Source organism: Arthrobacter sp. CMU6 (assembly GCF_059090205.1).
This window is the reverse complement of record NZ_JBNHFL010000001.1, coordinates 161,223-177,181: the sequence shown is the minus strand read 5'-3', so window position 1 is coordinate 177,181 and position 15,959 is coordinate 161,223. Positions and strand designations below refer to the sequence as shown.

At 67.0% G+C, this 15,959-nt stretch carries 15 protein-coding genes; 9 read left to right on the top strand and 6 right to left on the bottom strand.

The window, feature by feature from the left end; all coding sequences use genetic code 11:
- Window positions 1-16: 16 nt before the first annotated feature.
- The 3 genes from AC5RWD_RS00800 to AC5RWD_RS00790 all read left to right on the top strand — a co-directional run bounded on the left by AC5RWD_RS00800 (window position 17) and on the right by AC5RWD_RS00790 (window position 2,762).
- Window positions 17-1,483 carry a serine hydrolase domain-containing protein gene (locus AC5RWD_RS00800; RefSeq protein WP_494018208.1) on the top strand — a complete coding sequence of 489 codons (1,467 nt, stop codon included), beginning with the start codon at window positions 17-19 and terminating at the stop codon, window positions 1,481-1,483.
- Window positions 1,484-1,608: 125 nt separating this feature from the next.
- Window positions 1,609-2,037 carry a DUF3592 domain-containing protein gene (locus tag AC5RWD_RS00795; protein WP_494018207.1) on the top strand — a complete coding sequence of 143 codons (429 nt, stop codon included), beginning with the start codon at window positions 1,609-1,611 and terminating at the stop codon, window positions 2,035-2,037.
- 56 nt (window positions 2,038-2,093) lie between these two features.
- Window positions 2,094-2,762 (top strand): hypothetical protein, encoded by a 669-nt coding sequence (locus tag AC5RWD_RS00790; protein WP_494018206.1) that lies wholly within the window; start codon window positions 2,094-2,096, stop codon window positions 2,760-2,762.
- Between the two features lie 283 nt (window positions 2,763-3,045).
- Here the strand turns inward: AC5RWD_RS00790 and AC5RWD_RS00785 are convergent, their stop codons facing one another.
- Together AC5RWD_RS00785 and AC5RWD_RS00780 are read right to left on the bottom strand one after the other, a co-directional pair.
- The gene (locus AC5RWD_RS00785) at window positions 3,046-4,128 is read right to left on the bottom strand and encodes a TM2 domain-containing protein (RefSeq protein ID WP_494018205.1); all 1,083 of its coding nucleotides are present in this window, start codon (window positions 4,126-4,128) and stop codon (window positions 3,046-3,048) included.
- 411 nt (window positions 4,129-4,539) lie between these two features.
- Entirely contained in the window at window positions 4,540-4,956 is a 417-nt protein-coding gene (locus tag AC5RWD_RS00780; RefSeq protein WP_494018204.1) for an ester cyclase, read from the bottom strand.
- Between the two features lie 199 nt (window positions 4,957-5,155).
- Here AC5RWD_RS00780 and AC5RWD_RS00775 point away from each other — a divergent pair, with 199 nt between their 5' ends.
- A complete protein-coding gene (locus AC5RWD_RS00775) occupies window positions 5,156-5,446 on the top strand; it encodes a YegP family protein (protein WP_494018203.1) in 291 nt (96 codons plus the stop codon).
- Between the two features lie 97 nt (window positions 5,447-5,543).
- Window positions 5,544-7,325 carry a RecQ family ATP-dependent DNA helicase gene (locus AC5RWD_RS00770; RefSeq protein WP_494018202.1) on the top strand — a complete coding sequence of 594 codons (1,782 nt, stop codon included), beginning with the start codon at window positions 5,544-5,546 and terminating at the stop codon, window positions 7,323-7,325.
- A gap of 28 nt (window positions 7,326-7,353) precedes the next feature.
- Here AC5RWD_RS00770 and AC5RWD_RS00765 read toward each other — a convergent pair whose 3' ends face one another.
- Together AC5RWD_RS00765 and hisC are read right to left on the bottom strand one after the other, a co-directional pair.
- Window positions 7,354-8,778: an amino acid permease gene (locus AC5RWD_RS00765; RefSeq protein WP_494018201.1), complete on the bottom strand. Its 1,425-nt coding sequence runs from the start codon at window positions 8,776-8,778 to the stop codon at window positions 7,354-7,356.
- A gap of 69 nt (window positions 8,779-8,847) precedes the next feature.
- Window positions 8,848-9,957 (bottom strand): histidinol-phosphate transaminase, encoded by a 1,110-nt coding sequence (gene hisC / locus AC5RWD_RS00760; RefSeq protein WP_494018200.1) that lies wholly within the window; start codon window positions 9,955-9,957, stop codon window positions 8,848-8,850.
- A gap of 93 nt (window positions 9,958-10,050) precedes the next feature.
- Here hisC and AC5RWD_RS00755 point away from each other — a divergent pair, with 93 nt between their 5' ends.
- From AC5RWD_RS00755 to AC5RWD_RS00740, 4 genes are all read left to right on the top strand, one after another.
- A complete protein-coding gene (locus AC5RWD_RS00755; protein ID WP_494018199.1) occupies window positions 10,051-10,554 on the top strand; it encodes an Lrp/AsnC family transcriptional regulator in 504 nt (167 codons plus the stop codon).
- A gap of 118 nt (window positions 10,555-10,672) precedes the next feature.
- Window positions 10,673-12,376 carry a thiamine pyrophosphate-binding protein gene (locus tag AC5RWD_RS00750; RefSeq protein WP_494018198.1) on the top strand — a complete coding sequence of 568 codons (1,704 nt, stop codon included), beginning with the start codon at window positions 10,673-10,675 and terminating at the stop codon, window positions 12,374-12,376.
- Window positions 12,377-12,434: 58 nt separating this feature from the next.
- Window positions 12,435-13,190, top strand: a complete 756-nt coding sequence (locus AC5RWD_RS00745; RefSeq protein WP_494018197.1) for an ArsR/SmtB family transcription factor — start codon at window positions 12,435-12,437, stop codon at window positions 13,188-13,190.
- 156 nt (window positions 13,191-13,346) lie between these two features.
- Window positions 13,347-14,543, top strand: a complete 1,197-nt coding sequence (locus AC5RWD_RS00740) for a TerC family protein (protein ID WP_494018196.1) — start codon at window positions 13,347-13,349, stop codon at window positions 14,541-14,543.
- 10 nt (window positions 14,544-14,553) lie between these two features.
- On the opposite strand, the gene AC5RWD_RS00735 is transcribed toward AC5RWD_RS00740, so the two are convergent.
- Entirely contained in the window at window positions 14,554-15,615 is a 1,062-nt protein-coding gene (locus tag AC5RWD_RS00735) for a serine hydrolase domain-containing protein (protein ID WP_494018195.1), read from the bottom strand.
- A gap of 81 nt (window positions 15,616-15,696) precedes the next feature.
- Window positions 15,697-15,882, bottom strand: a complete 186-nt coding sequence (locus AC5RWD_RS00730) for a hypothetical protein (RefSeq protein ID WP_494018194.1) — start codon at window positions 15,880-15,882, stop codon at window positions 15,697-15,699.
- Between the last annotated feature and the right edge of the window lie 77 nt (window positions 15,883-15,959).

Genomic DNA, 15,959 nt, shown 5'->3' with positions numbered 1-15,959 from the left:
GGCGCCAGTTCCTCCCGTGCCGCCGGAACCCCCGCCCAGGACCGCCGACCAGTCCTACGACGCGGTGGATGCCTTCCTGCGGGAGCAGATGGACGCCGTCGGGATTCCCGGTGCCGCCGTCGTCGTTGTAAAAGATGGCCGCCAGGTGCATACCGCAGCGCTCGGCCGCGCCGATGACTCTGGGCGGCTGATGAGCGCCCAGACCCCTGTGCTGCTGGCGTCAACCAGCAAGACCCTCACCGCCATTGCCGTGATGCAGCAGGTTGAAGCCGGCAGGCTGCGGTTGGATGAGCCGGTCCGGACCTACCTGCCCTGGTTCACTCTGAAGGACAGCCATGCCGCCGCGATCACTGTCCGGCACCTGCTGCATCAGACCAGCGGCATGGCGTCCAGGGACACGGCCTTCGAAGCTTCCGAGGCACAGGACGCGGGGGCCATCGAGGATGGTGTCCGCGCCCTGTCGGATTCGGCCCTGGCCGGAACACCGGGCGAATCGTTCCGGTACGCGAGTGCGAACTTCAATATTCTGGGCCTCCTGGTGCAGACGGTCTCCGGCCAGCCGTTCGGGGAGTACATGGTGCAGCACGTTTTCGGACCGCTGGAGATGGCGCACAGCCACACGACGCGGGAATCTGCCGATGCGGACAACGTGGCGGCCGGCCATTCGCTGTGGTTTGGTTCATTCTGGCGGCAGACCGACGTGCCCGTGCCCGCGGCCGGCATGCCGTCCAGCACGATGTATGCCTCCGCCGAGGACCTGGGCCGGGAGCTGATCGCGCTGCTGGACGGGGGCCGGTCCGGAGACCGCCGCATCCTCCGGCAGGACAGCGTGGATGCCCTGTTTGAGAGGCGGACGCGGGTTGACGACTCCACGGGGTACGCCATGGGTTGGTATACCCTGGCACTCCCGCAGCCTGCCGGGACAACCAACCGGGGCGCGGCCGTGCCGATGCTGGAACACCAGGGGGAATGGGGTAATTCGCACACCTACGTTGCCGTGGTTCCCTCCACCCGGATGGGCGTGGCGCTGGTCATCAACGGGAATGACACCTCTGCCCCGTCGCGGCTCAGGTCCATCGACACCAACGTCCTCCGGATCCTCCACGGTCTGCCGCCGGAGCCGCCGGCCGTGGAGGAGGACTGGCTACAGCGCTACAGCTGGGCGGTCGCGTTGGGACTGCTGCTGGCGGAGCTGCTGAGCCTGGTTCTTGCGCTCGCCGTCCTGCGCCGCAGCCCCTTTGCACCCCGCAAGCGGTGGCTGCCCCTGGCCGGCGCCGCTGCCGCGCTCGCCCTCGACGGCTTCGTGCTGTGGCTGTGCTTTGTCTACGCTCCCGCCCGGTTCGACACGAAGCTGCCCGTCATTGTCTATCAGTTTCCCGACGTCGGCATCTCCCTGGTGCCGGCGCTTGCGTTGGCCATCGCCTGGCCGGCGGCACGCACCGTATGGCTGCTGTCCGAGTGGCGTGCACGCACTGTCCGGTGACCTTTTCACGCATCAAAGTTGCGACAGTCGACCACCATCGAACAGGGTTAGGGCATCCGCTGGCGCGGCAGGATGCCCTAAGTAAGGCAAGCTGGCATACTGCTTGGTGAGCCTTGGGGGATCACTTGAAAATCGTGCTGTACATCGTCTGGGCGCTGTTCGTTGCCGGCGCCATCTACTCCGTCATCCACGCGGCCAGGAAGAACAGGCGGCATGAACAGCTGACAGCGGGTTGGCCACGCGTGCAGGCCACGGTGACCGGGAGCCGCGCCGGCTGGAGTGGCGGCACCGGCAACGTGACGCGAAACCGGCGCTTCTGGCCCACGTACCAATTCACCGACCCGCACGGAACGCAGTATGTGGGCGAGTCCGAGGTCTCGTCTGCCGAACAGCCCGTGCCCGGATCGCCGATAAACATCGCCTACAACCCGGCCAACCCCAACGAGTCTTTCCACCCCTCCGCCCAGACGAGAACCGCGCTGGGCTGCCTGATACCGTTCTTCGCCGTCTTTGCCGCCGCCCTGTTCTGGTTCATCGGCGTCTTCCCGCTCTGACCTGGCACCAACGCCGGGCAGTGGAAATTTCAGTCAGACAACAACAGGGGGATTGTGTGAATATCGTGGGACTTCGTAAGCCCGGGCGAAATCTGACCGCCCTTCAGCCAGGGAGCGGTACTGTCGCCGCCGCTCTGCTGACGGCAGGCCTACTCCTGACCGGCTGCACCGTGACCAGCGGGCCGAGGACGCCGACAACCACCGCTATCCTCGCCCCCGGAGCCTTCTCCACCCTTGACGAGGCCGGCGTGGAACAGATCAAGGCGAGCCGGACTGCCAGGCTGGACATGCGTTCCGGCACCCTGGAGAAGGCCGCCGTCAACGTTGAGGGCACCGCAAATTTTGGTCCTGAGATCAATACCAGGGGCGAGGGCAAGATCGATCTCACGATCGTTGGCCCTAACGGGGAGGTCACCGGAAAGACGGACAGGATCCGCTTCAATTCAGGCGAGACCCGGACGGACTTCAGCGAAGTCACGTACTTCCTCACCACGGATTCCAGGGAGGAGTTCTACGGGTTCATCCGCGACGGCGTGGAGCGCTACGGCATCGACAAGGAATCCGCCGAAAACTGGATCAGTTCCACGGAGAGCGATCCCGGTGACAGGAGCGACTTCTCCATAACCTCGGGCTACGCCACGGGCCTCGGGGTGAACTACGACCTGCGTTACGACGGCTCTAAAACCATGCAGGTCATCATCGTCCACGTCAGTCCGGCCGCCTGATCCGAGGCGCGGCCTGCGGGGGCGACCGCAGCCTTCACACCCCCTGCGCGGTCTTGCCAAATATGGCCGCCCAACGCATTCCTAAGCGACCATCTTGGTAATTTCACGCCGGCTTGGTTTCGACAGGCTCAACCAGCGGCGGTTTCGACAGGCTCAACCAGCGGCGGTTTCGACAGGCTCAACCAGCGGCGGTTTCGACAGGCTCAACCAACGACGCAAAAGGCCCCGCCGGACGGGGCATGCTGCCGGGTCGCGCGGGGCCTTCGGTTGGGATGGGGGGCTGCTACTTCGCCGTGATGGTCCAGTCGCCGTCGGAGTTGACCTGGACGAAGCCCGGGGTAAGGGTCACGGTGCCGCTGTAGTCGCCGATCTTATTGACGGCGAGTTCGGGAACCTCGCTGCCGAAGCCCTGCACCACGAAGTTGCTTTCGCCCTTGTTGGTGATGGCTGCCTTGTCGGTGGCCACGTCCCAGTAGAGGACCTTGTCGCCGGTGCCGCTGACCTTGTCCGTGGAGGATGGCACACTGTCGATGTCCTCGATTTTCAGCGTCCAGGCGGCATCGGCGCTGATGTTGAACTCGGTGGTGGGCGCACCTGCGCTGGTGTCCACGAGGTGCGAACCGGCGTAGGCTCCGGTGGTGTTGACCAGCAGAATCTCGGCGCCGTTGGTTTCCAGGACAGTGTTGCCGCTGCAGGCTTTGCACGTGAAGGTCACCACGGCCGGGAGTCCCTTGAGGTCAACGGTCTTGACGGCGTCGCCGGTGCCCGTCAGCGTCTGGGCCTCAAGGTGGGGCCGTTCTTCCCCGGCAGCTGCTTCCCCGGAGGCTGTGGGCTCGGCGGAGGAACCGGCGGCGCTCTCCTGCGTGACAGGTGCGGCCGAGATGATCGGCGGAGTGGCGGCCTGCCGGACAACAGCGGCGGCAGCAATCCCGCTCAACACACCAATCACCAGGTTGACCACCAACAGGACAACGGTGACCACAACGGCCACCTTCCTGTGCTGCGCATATCCTGCCAGCGGCCGGCCGTTCTTGTCCGTCTGCCTTCCGGCCAGTGTGACGATCAGGTCCACGAGCGACCAGATGCCCAGCCCGCCCAGGGTCAGCAGCTTGGCGATGCCGGTGCCGATCTTGCCGAGGTAGAAGCGGTCCACGCCCAGGCTGCCCAGGAGCAGCGCGAACAGCCAAGTGACCAGGAACGATTTCTGCGGTTCCGCGCCGTACTGCCCCGGGAAGGCCCCGTACTGCCCCGGATACGCCTGCCCAGCGTTTTGCCCGTCCAACAACTGCCCATTCGCATACTGCGGCGCGCCATAGGTGGTGTAGTCGGAGGGCGGCGGTGGCGGGGTTGGGCCGGGGTGGCTCATTGCGGTCCTTTCAGGGCAGGCGACAGCAGGGGTCGCCGAGGTGGCAGAGGGAGAAAGAGGTGGGCAGTGCGGAGGGGGCGGGTGCGGAAGGGTGGGGCCGGGCGGACAGTCCACCTGCAAAACGAACGCCTGTGAGCGAAAGCTTGTGGTGAGTGACACGGGGCCTGACAGCGGGCACATGGCTTCAGAAAGCCCGTTTGCTTAAGGCTTTATGGCTTGCACATCGCTGCTGTCCCCCAGTTTGACGCTTTGGCGTCACCGCCCCCAGAAGGGATGATACAGGGCTTCCGGAGGGCATGCCGGGACGCCACGGCGCGTCCCGGACGGCGCGCCGTGAAGACGTACGACGGCGGCGGTCCCCCGCCCGCCGCCGTCATACCTTTGCTCCTTGTGGGAGCCGGTTTCCCAGCCCTACTTGGGCACGGCCCCAATCTGCTGCATGAGGCCCAGCGTGTCCGTCGATCCCCAGTGTTCGGCCACCTTGCCGTCCTCGACGCGGATGATGTCGATGCCCGAGAATTCAACGCTCTTGCCGCTGGCCGGCACCCCGGCGAAGTCGCCCTGGTGCGTTCCCGTCAGGATGACGTGTGCGGCCTCGAGGTTCCCCTCGGCGAGCGCCGGCTCGGAGGTCTTCACCGCGAGATCCGGAAACGCGGTCCTGATGGCGTTCACATAGAACCTCACACCCTCCTTCCCCGGGGGCTGGCCGGGTAAGCCCTCCTCGTGGTCGACGACGTCGTCCGTCACCATTTCGTCGATGAGCGTCAGATTGCCGCCCGTCAGTACCTCGTCGTAAAAGCGCTTGATCAATCCCTGTCCGCCAGCCATTTCCGGCTCCTTTGAGGTTTGGCTGTGTATGGCAGTTGCATTGTCCTCCCCCGGTAATCCGGCTTCAATGGCGCGTTGCTTCCCAATCCACGCGGCACGGTCCGCCAGCAACAATCGGGCGGTTCGTTCTCGGTGGGAAAGGTCCAAAATGTACGTAGGGGACATACCAGCAAACGCAGAACCAATGGAGGAAATTGCCATGGCTGGACACTTCGAAATCATCGATGCTTTGGACGGCGGCTTCCGCGTCAGGCTTCTGGACGGCACAGGAACCCTGGTGGCGACCTCGGTGAAGTACCCCACCAAGCAGGCTGCTGTTGCGGGAATCTCGCACACCAGGGAGATCGCCGGCACAGGGCTCATCCGCGACATGAGCCGCGGCGGCCACGGGGAAATCATCATCCCCAAGTCCAGGGCCGCGCATGCGACCGCACGGTTCCACTCCCATACGAGGTTCCCGGCGGCGGAGCGGGGCACCCGCACCCTCTGACCGGTCGGGTGGCATGACGTCGGGGCGGGCCTGGGACTAGGGTGGGTTCACGGCTGAAGACACCCGGCCCCTGGAACGCCCCTACGGAGCTGCCGCCATGACCGAAGCCTTCGCCCCCGCAACTGACGCCCCGTCCGACGCTGAATCTGAAGCCGACACCGATAGAGCCGCCGACGCCGGTCTCCGCCGCATCGCCGCCGAAAACCTCGGCCTCCCCCACCTCCGGGACGGCCAGCTCGCCGGCATGCGCGCCATCGTCCAGGGCCGCGACATCCTCGCCGTGATGCCCACCGGCTACGGGAAGTCGGCGATCTACCAGGTGGCCGCACTGTTCCTGCACGGCGGCCACGGCGGCGTGGATCACCCCGGCGGCACTGCCGGCAACAGCGCGCGGCGCGGTCCCGCCGTCGTGGTCTCCCCCTTGATTGCACTGCAGGAGGACCAGCTGGACGGCCTGCTGGAGGACCTGGGCGGGGAGTCCGCCGTCGCCATCAACTCCGGCCGGAAGGATTCCGAGGTGGAGGACGCGTGGGAGGCCGCCGAGCGCGGTGAGGCCGCGTTCCTCTTCCTCGCCCCCGAGCAGTTGGCCAAGACCGAGACGGTGGCACGGCTGGCGGCGCTGGACGTCCAGCTGTTCGTGGTGGACGAGGCCCACTGCGTCTCGTCCTGGGGGCACGACTTCCGCCCGGACTACCTGCGGCTGGGCGAGGTCCGCGGGCAGCTCGGCAACCCGCCCGTCGCCGCGCTGACCGCCACGGCCTCTCCCCCGGTGCGCGACGAGACCCAGCAGCGCCTGCGCATGAAGGACCCGCTGGTGCTGGTCCGCGGCTTCGACCGGCCCAACATCCGGCTCGAAGTGGTGCGGCACCTGGAGGACAGGGACAAACAGCGCGCCGTCGTGGAGCAGGTGGCAGAACTCCACGCCGGGCTCAAGGGGCCGGGACTGCTGTACGCCGCCACCCGCAAGGACACCGAAACCTACGCCGCCGAACTTGGCGGACAGGGGCTGCGGGCCGCGGCCTACCACGCCGGCCGGAAGCAGGGCGAGCGGGATGAGGTCCACGAGCAGTTCCTCGATGACGGGCTGGACGTCGTGGTGGCCACCACTGCCTTTGGCATGGGCATCGACAAGCCCAACGTCCGCTTTGTGATCCATGCCGACATCCCCGAGTCACTGGACGCCTACTACCAGGAGGTCGGGCGTGCCGGCCGCGACGGGCAGCCCGCCGCGGCCGTGCTGCACTACCGGCCCGAGGACCTCGGCCTGCGCAAGTTCTTTGGCACGCACAAGCCGGACGAGGACGCGCTGCTCTCCGTCCTCACCGCCCTGCGCTCCGCCGACGGCCCAGTCACCCAGAAGGCGCTCGCCGAGCAGACCGGCATCCCCGGCCGCCGGCTGACAGGGCTGCTGAACGAGCTGCAGGAGACCCGTTCCGTGAAGGCCCTCAAGCGCGGCGTCCGGCTGGAACCCGGCGCCAAACTGCCCAATGTGGTGGAACGCGCTGTCGAACTCGCCGAAGCCCGGCAGCGAGTGGACCGGTCCCGGATCGAGATGGCCCGCGGCTACGCGGAGACCGACGCCTGCCGGCGCCAGTTCCTGCTGGGGTACTTCGGTGAGGACCTGCCCGAGCCGTGCGGCAACTGCGACAACTGCACCGACGGTTCCGCCTACGAGGAGGATTACGACGGCGGTGCCGCGGCCGGCGCGGGCGGCGAACCGTTCCCGCTCCAGGCCGCCGTGGTGCACAAGGAGTGGGGCGCCGGCATCGTGATGCGGCACGAGGAGGACGTGATCACCGTGCTGTTCGAGCAGGAGGGCTACAAGACGCTCTCCCGCCAGGCCGTGACGGACGGAAAGCTGCTGACCCTGGCGACGTGAGTAGTCAGGACTTCCGGGGGCCGTGGCTTCAGTCGATGAGCACCGGAGGCTCGGCGCGCTCCATGGACTCCACGCGGCCCGGGATGTTGGCAGGGCGCTTCATGAACCGGTGGTGCAGCCAGTTCGCCACAGCCAGGAGTGCAACGAGGCCGAAGGTGCTCAGGAGCTGGGGACGGGAATCCTCACCGATGAAGCCCACCGTGAAGATGGCCGCGAGGATGAGCAGGCCAAGGCCCGTCAGCCAAGGGAAGCCTGCCATCCGCAGCGGAAGGGCGGTTCCTTCACGGTCTGCACGCAGACGCAGTGCAAGTTGGGCGAGCAGGGCCGAAGTCCACACCAGCAGGGACGTCGAGCCCACGATGTTCAGCAGAAGGGGAAGGATCTTCTCCGGGAAGGCCACCTCGAGCACAGCGGTGACCACTCCGAAGGAGACGCTGGCCAGGACTGCCACAACCGGGACCCGGGCCTTGGACACGAAAGCGAGAGGACGCGGCGCCTCGCCGCGCTCGGCGAGGGAGAACGCCATCCGGGACGCCCCGTAGAGGTTGGCGTTGAGGGCTGAGAGCAGCGCCGCGACGGCAACGAAGGTGATGGCGGTGGCTGCGCCGGGCATGCCTGCGGCCTGCAGCACGGCAGCGAACGGGCTCTTCAGCCCCGCCGAGGCCGCGGGAACCACAGCCGCGATGATGAAGATCGCGCCGATGTAGAAGATGAGGATGCGCCAGAGGACCGTGCGCACAGCTTTCCCTACGCTGCGGGCAGGATCCTGGGTTTCGGCTGCGGCCACCGAGACAATCTCGGTGCCGCCGAAGGCGAATGCCACCACGAAGAGCGCCGTGGCGATTCCAGCGAAACCGTGCGGAGCGAAGTCGCCCCCGGTGAAGTTGGCCAGGCCCGGGGACTGGACGCCCGGCAGCCACCCGAAGAGAAGGGCGGCGCCGATGAGGAGGAACCCGACGATTGCGGCCACCTTGAGCAGCGCGAACCAGAACTCGAATTCGCCGAAGTTCTTCACCCGGGTGAGGTTCACGGCGGTGAGCACCGCAATGAACACGAAGGCCATTAGCCATACCGGCAGGGCGGGGAAGATCGTGGAAAGCAGGCCTGCCGCACCGAGCGCTTCAGCCGCGATGACGACCACCAACTGCAGCCACCAGAGCCAGCCCACCGTGGCACCGGCCACCGGCCCGAAGGCCCGCGCGGTGTAGACGGAGAAGGCGCCGCTGTCCGGGTTGGCGGCAGCCATCTCGCCAAGGGCCCACATCACGAGGATGATGAGGGTGCCGGCGACCAGGTATGAGATCAGCACCGCCGGGCCGGCGGCTTGAATGCCGGCGCCCGAGCCGATGAAGAGACCCGCGCCGATGGCGCTGCCGAGTCCCATCATGGTGAGCTGGCGGGGTTTCAGGGCGGCGCCGAGCGCCGGGGCAGACGTCATTGTCTGTTGTTCCATGGGGGTTCCTCTGGGTTGTTTGTCGAACGGTTGAAGATGGAACGGGTAAAGGTGGAACGGGCGGGGCTTTCAGGCCGTGTGGGCTGCCAGGACGGCTTTCATCACCTGGAGGACGCGATCGTTGGAGGCGGGGTCGGCAACAGTGATCCGGATGCCGTCGCCCTGGTATGCGCGGACCAGGATGTCTGCCTGGTCGAATGCGGCCACGAGCGTCGCCCGGAGGTCATCATCCGCCCGGATCCACAGGAAGTTGCCCTGGCTTGGCTGCAGCTTCCAGCCCTGGGCTTCCAGCTGTGCGGCCAACCGCGAGCGCTCCTCCTTGACGGCGGCGACCCTCGCCTGCATCTCGTCGGCCGCGTCCAGTGAAGCGACGGCAGCCTTCTGGGCCAGGGCGGTCACGGAAAACGGTATGGCGGTCCGGCGCAGCCCCTCCGCGATGCCCGGAGCTGCGACGGCATACCCCACGCGCAGGCCGGCCAGACCGTAGGCCTTGGAGAAGGTCCGCAGGATGCAGACGTTCCGGTACTCGCGGTAGAGCGCCAGGGAGTCGGGGCCGCTGCCTGCTTCGGCGTATTCCACGTAGGCCTCGTCGATCACCACGAGGATGTCGGAGCGGAGGGAGCGGAGGAAAGCCTCGAGGCGTTCGTGGCTGATGGGGACGCCCGTCGGATTGTTGGGCGTGCACAGGAGGATCAGCTTGGTTCGTTCGGTGACGGCGGCGGCCATGGCGTCGAGATCATGGCCCTCGGCATCGTCCAGCGGAACGCGGACCGGCCGGGCGCCGGCCAGCTCCACCAGGATGGGGTAGGCCTCGAAGGACCGCCACGCGAAGATCACTTCATCCCCGGCGTCGCAGAGCCCGGTGATGATCTGCTGGAGGACGCCGACGCTGCCGGGTCCCACCGCGATTTCCTCCGTGCTGACGGCGAGGTGCCGGGCGATCCGTTCACGGAGCTCGACGGCGGCCATGTCCGGATAGCGGTTCATCCCGCCTGCCGCTTCGACCACCGCGGCGGCCGCTGCGGGCAGGGGTTCGTAGTGGCTTTCGTTGCTGGCGAGTGTTGCGATGTCCATGCCGGCGCCGCGCCGGCCGGGGACGTAGGCCGGGAGGCCGGAGACCGCCGCACGCAAGGTGGGGAGCGCGGTTTCGGCAGCCGTCAGGATCTGGTCAGTGGTCATGAGGCTTGATCATGGAAGTGACCCGGAGCACATTGCAAGATACGCTGACTGCCGTGGGATTTCTGCTCAACTTCTAATGTCTGTGGTGAAAATATGACCATCTCCAATCCCCGCACCTTCGATTCCCTGGATGCCAGGATCATTCTGGCCCTCGACAAGGACCCCGAGGCCAGCGCCCTGGCACTTTCCCGGACACTCGGCGTCGCACGGAACACGGTGCATGCGCGCCTGGCGAAGCTTGAGCGCGGGGGCGCCCTCAGGTCCTTCAGCCGCAGGCTGGATCCGGCCGCCTTCGGCTACGGCCTGATGGCCTTCCTTTCCCTGGCCATCAGCCAGACCCGCGCGGGCTCGGTGGAAAACGGACTCGCAGCCATTCCGGAGGTCATCGAGGTGCATGCCACCACCGGGGACGCGGATCTCATGGCCAAAGTGGTCGCCCGGGACACGGCCGATCTGTACCGCATCACCAACCAGATCCTGGGGATCGACGGGATCCAGCGGACCAGCACGGCCATCTCCGTCCTGGAACTCATGCCGCCCCGCTTCGAGGGCCTCCTGAACCGACTGTCGCAGCAGGAATCCCGCTCATCGGATTAGCACCGGTGATGCGCACCACAGCTGTGCATATTCGCATTGTTTCCTCCTGCAACTGACAATTAGCCCAACTGATTCATCCTCTCTTGCCTATTGGTGCTTTGAATCCGAGGATTCCTGCATGACTTCAACTACAGTGTCGGGCCGCGTGGCGCAGGTTCTCAGCAGCTATCTCAGCGATGTGTTCGGCGTGATGGGCAACGGGAACGTCTACTTCCTGGACGCCGCCGAGAAGGTGGGCCTCCGCTTCACGGCCGTACGCCATGAAGGTGCCGCCATCGCGGCGGCGGACGCCTACTACCGGGCATCCGGGCGCCTCGCGGCGGGAACCACCACGTACGGCCCCGGCTACACCAACGCCCTGACGGCCCTCGCCGAGGCGGTCCAGGCGCAGATCCCCGTTGTGCTCGTCACCGGGGACGCTCCGAGCAGCGGCGCCCGGCCCTGGGACGTGGATCAGGCGGCCATCGCCGCCGGGCTGGGGGCGGCGACCTTCACGGTCACCCGGGAAGCCGCGGGCTCCATCGTGCAGGAAGCGGTGCAGTACGCGCTTGCCCGGCGGACCGCCGTCGTGATCGCCATACCGCACGACCTGGCCGCCCTTGAGGCGGCAGCGCAAGAGCTTCCCGCACCGCCGGCGGCTGCGGTTCCGGACGCCGTCGACGGGGGACTCGGACGGGCGGCCGAGTTGCTGGCCGGCGCGAAGCGGCCGCTCATCCTTGCCGGCCGCGGTGCGCACCTCGCCGGCGCCGGGCCCGAGCTCCGGGAACTCGCCGACCGCCTCGGCACGCTCACGGCCGGGACCGCACTGGCCCTGAACCTGCTGCAGGGCGAAGGGTACCTCGGAGTCGCGGGCGGCTTCGGCACCGATACCGCCGCCGGGCTCATGGGCGAGGCGGACGTGGTGCTCGTGGCGGGAGCTAGCCTGAGTTCCTTCACCATGCGCTTCGGCCACCTGATCGGCCCGGATGCCACAGTGATTCAGATCGATACCGCCCTGGAGCCGACGCACCCGCGGGTGGACCTGTTCGTCAGTGCGGACGCGAAAGCCGCCGCAGGCCGAATCCTCCGGCTGCTAAATAACGCCGCCCCATCCGCGGCTTCCCCGTCCGGGGCCGCCGCATCACGGGCCGGTGCACCGGAGGCCTGGCGCGCGGAAGCACACAAGCGGCTGGCCGAGGGACCCTGCCACCACCCCGGCACCACGGAGACCCCGGACGGCCGCCTCGACCCCCGGGCCCTTGCCACGGCACTGGATGCGGTCCTGCCGGAACGCCGCACCGTGGTCCAGGACGGCGGGCACTTCCTGGGCTGGGCACCCATGTACTGGCGCATCCCGCGCCCTCAGGACCTGGTCATGGTGGGAACGGCCTACCAGGCGATCGGGCTCGGCCTGGCCAGCGCCGTGGGGGCCGCCCGGGCGGTGGACGACGACGCCACCTTGGTGCTGGCCGCGGGCGACGGCGGATTCCTGATGGGCCTGTCCGACCTGGAATCGCTCGTGGGTGCGGCAAGAAGCGCCGTCGTCGTGATCTACAACGATGCCGCCTACGGGGCCGAGATCCACCAGTACGGCTCAAAGGGCCTCACCGAAAAGCCCATGCTGATCCCTGAAGTGGACTTCAGCGGCATCGCCCGCGCACTCGGGGCCGAGTCGGCAATCATCCGCTCGCTGGCGGACCTCTCTGCGCTCACGGACTGGATCGACGCCGGCGCCAGGGGAACCTTCGTGGCCGACTGCCGGATCACCTCAAGCGTCCGGGCGCCGTGGCTCAGCGAATGGATGGCGGCATCGCAGGCGGCGAAGGAGACGGTGGCGGGCTAGGGCCCGGCTGAACCGGCAGCCGTTGACATGTGACCAAATAGTCACCTATCCTGACGATGTGGACGCCGTATTCAAGGCCCTCGCCGACCCCATCCGCAGGGACCTGCTGGACGCACTCTTCCGCGAGGACGGCCAGACCCTCAGCGCGCTGGAGGCACGGTTCGAGATCACCCGCTTCGGCGTCATGAAGCACCTGAAGATCCTGGAGGAGGCGGGCCTCGTGGTGACCCGGCGCCGCGGCCGCGAGAAACTGCACTTCCTCAATCCGGTGCCCATCAGGCTCGTCCACGACCGCTGGGTGAGCAAATATGCAGAACCATGGGCCGCTGCGCTAAGCGACCTCAAGACCCGATTGGAAAGTCCCATGGAAAAGATCTTCGAAATCTACATCAAGACGACCCCGGAACGGCTCTGGGAAGCCATTACGGACAGCGACATCCGCAGCAAGTACCAGTTCGGGAACACGCTGAAGTCGGACTGGACGCCGGGCTCCCGCTTCGAGATGGGCAACCCCAAAGCCGGGGAGCTCCTGGGCGAGGGCGAAAACCTGGAGGTGGATCCCCCGCACCGGCTGGTGCAGACCATGCGCGCGCTCTGGGGCGAGGACGTCAAGGCCGAGGGCACTTCCCGGGTGACGTGGGAAATCGAACCGGTGGGCGACGACTCCTGCCACCTCACCGTCACGCACGACCAGCTCCGCGAAGGCGCCAACGAGCAGCTCTACGGCGGCTGGCCGATGATCCTCTCCGGCCTGAAGACCTGGCTGGAGACGGGGCAGCAGCTCACCACGCCGGGCTCGCTGATGTATGGCTGAGCGCCGCGCTTAGGGGGTAACCGTTGCGGGGCGGCGGCGCGTACTGGGTAGGGTGGAGGACAAGCCCGGCGAGTGTTCCACCCAGGAGAGTTGCCAGCCCGCACTCTCCGCCGCGCCCCGCATCGCCCCGCCCTCAGCGCTCAGGAAAGAGGCAGCATGGAAGTTCCCCCTATCGTCTGGATTCTCACGGTCGCCGGAATCGTCGCGCTCCTGGCCTTCGACTTCTTCTTCCACGTCCGCAAGGCCCACACCCCGTCCCTGAAGGAATCCGCCACCTGGTCGGCCATCTACGTGGGCCTTGCCCTCGTGTTCGGCCTCGGCGTGTGGTTCTTCGGCGGTTCCAAGATGGGCACCGAGTACTTCGCCGGCTACGTGACGGAGAAGGCGCTGTCCGTAGACAACCTCTTCGTTTTCCTGATCATCATGACCAGCTTCAAGGTGCCGCGCGCCGACCAGCAGAAGGTGCTCCTGTTCGGCATCGTCTTCTCGCTGCTCGCCCGGACCGGCTTCATCTTCCTCGGCGCCGCGCTCATCAACAGCTTCGCCTGGGTGTTCTACATCTTCGGGCTGATTCTGCTGGTCACCGCCGGCAACCTGCTCAGGCCGGACAACCACGACGACGACAGCGAAACCCTCGTGGTCCGGCTCGCCAAAAAGTTCCTGCCCGCCTCGGAGCATTTCGACGGCGACAAGCTCTTCACCGAGGTGGACGGCAAGCGGGTCCTCACCCCGATGCTCCTGGTGATGGTGGCCATCGGCGGGACGGACATCCTCTTCGCGCTGGACTCCATCCCTGCCATCTTCGGCCTGACGCAGAACGTGTTCATCGTCTTCACGGCCACGGCGTTCTCCCTCATGGGCTTGCGGCAGCTGTTCTTCCTGATCGATGAGCTCCTGGACCGGCTCATCTACCTCGCCTACGGGCTCGCCGCCATTCTCGGCTTCATCGGCGTGAAGCTGATCCTGCACGCCCTGCACGAGAACAACCTGCCGTTCATCAACGACGGCCAACACGTCAACGTCGTCGAAATCAGCACCGGCACGTCGCTCGGCGTGATCCTCGGCGTGCTCGCCGTCACCATCATCGGCTCCGTCCTCAGCCCCAAGGGCAAGGCCAAGACCATGGTCTCGGGCGCCAAACGGCACGCCACCACCTACGTGGACCTCAACTACGAGACGGACATCGCCGAGCGCGAGCGGATCTTCGACAAGCTGATCCGCGAGGAGCAGGAGCTGAAGAAGCTGCCGGAGAAGTACAAGCGGCTCATCCGGAACGAGACCGAGTTCATGAACCTGATCCGCCAAGCCCACGCCGAGCATGACCAGGCCCTGGAGCGGGCCGGCGAAAAGTAGGCCGCCAACGTCAGGTTCCCGCGCCCGCGCCCGCAAGCTCCGCCAGGAGCCGGAAGCCATGCCGGTCCACGGGTGCCGCCGTCGCGGTCAGAAGCACGACGGCGGCCCCCGCCTTCCGGTCCAGGCCCACCCAGGAGCGGAAACCGCCCGTGCCTCCGTTGTGCCAGGTGACCTCGCGGCCTTTCGCGTTCAGGGTCATCCAGCCGACACCGATGCGGGCGGCCGGCCCGGCGAAGTTCGCCACCGGGTCCAGCGCGGCCAGGCCGGGGGCTGATCCATCCAGCAGGGCCTGCGCCAGCCGGGCCATGTCGGTGATGGAGGCACGGATCCCGCCGGCCGGGGCAACCGCCTCACCGGTCCACGGCTGCATTTCTTTGCCCGCGCGGCTCCGGCCGGTGACCGCCGTCGGGCGCACCTCAGCGGCAGTGGCCGGCGCGTAGACGGAACCGAGCCCCAGCGGAACCGCGAGCCGCTCGTGGAGAAGGTCCTGGAAGCTCAACCCTGCACCGGCAGCGACGGCATGGCCCAGGAGCTCGAAGCCGAAGTTGGAGTAGCGCGGCCGCGGGGATCCCAGACTCGCACGGCGGGCCTGCTCGAGCAGTTCCGCCAGAGTTTCACCGTACGGATTGGTGCCGCGCAGCATCAGGGCAAGGGTGCGCCGGAGTGTGCCCGCCTGCCGGGGCAGCCGCGGCAACCCTGAGGAGTGCCGGCTCAGGGACGCCAGCGTCGCCCCTGCCGCAGCGCAGTCGCCGAGCGGCAGCCGCTCGCCCAGCGTGGTGTCCTGGCTGAGCTCGCCGCGGCCCAGGGCGTCGGCATAGAGCAGCCCGGTGATCCCTTTGGAAACCGAGCCGATCTCAAAGTCAGCAGCAAGGGAGGCGCCGTGGCTCGCCACGGCAACCTCCCCTGCGGAGATAGTGGCCGCGGCAAACACCGGGTTGCTGCGGCCCAGGGCCTTTCGTATCCGTTCTGACAGTGGTGCGTCACCGTGGACTGCTTGATCGCCGGCAGATGGTTCGCCGGCCATGCGGTCCCCGGCAGATTCACCCGCGGCTTCCCCGTGCAATTCGCTCACGGTGCCATTCAGTCATGGCGACGCGGGCATGGCAATTCGGCACCTGTTGACTCGGCGCCGAATAACCTGGCGCCTAATTACTCAGTGCCTGTTGAGCATGTGGCGGATCTTGTCGCTGAATCCTCCGGCGGTGCGGCCGCGGCCCATGGAAGAGGTCCGTCCCGTGGTGTAGGGCCTGGTGCCCCGCGTGTATCCCCCGGTCGTTCCGTTCGTGGTCCGTCCGGAAATACGTCCTGCGGCATTCCTGATCATGTTGCCCAAGTTCATGATGAACTCCTTAGATTGTGCGTCTGTTCAGGCTGCGACCGGCTTTAGGTCCGGTCTTTCCCGACTCTACGCGCCTC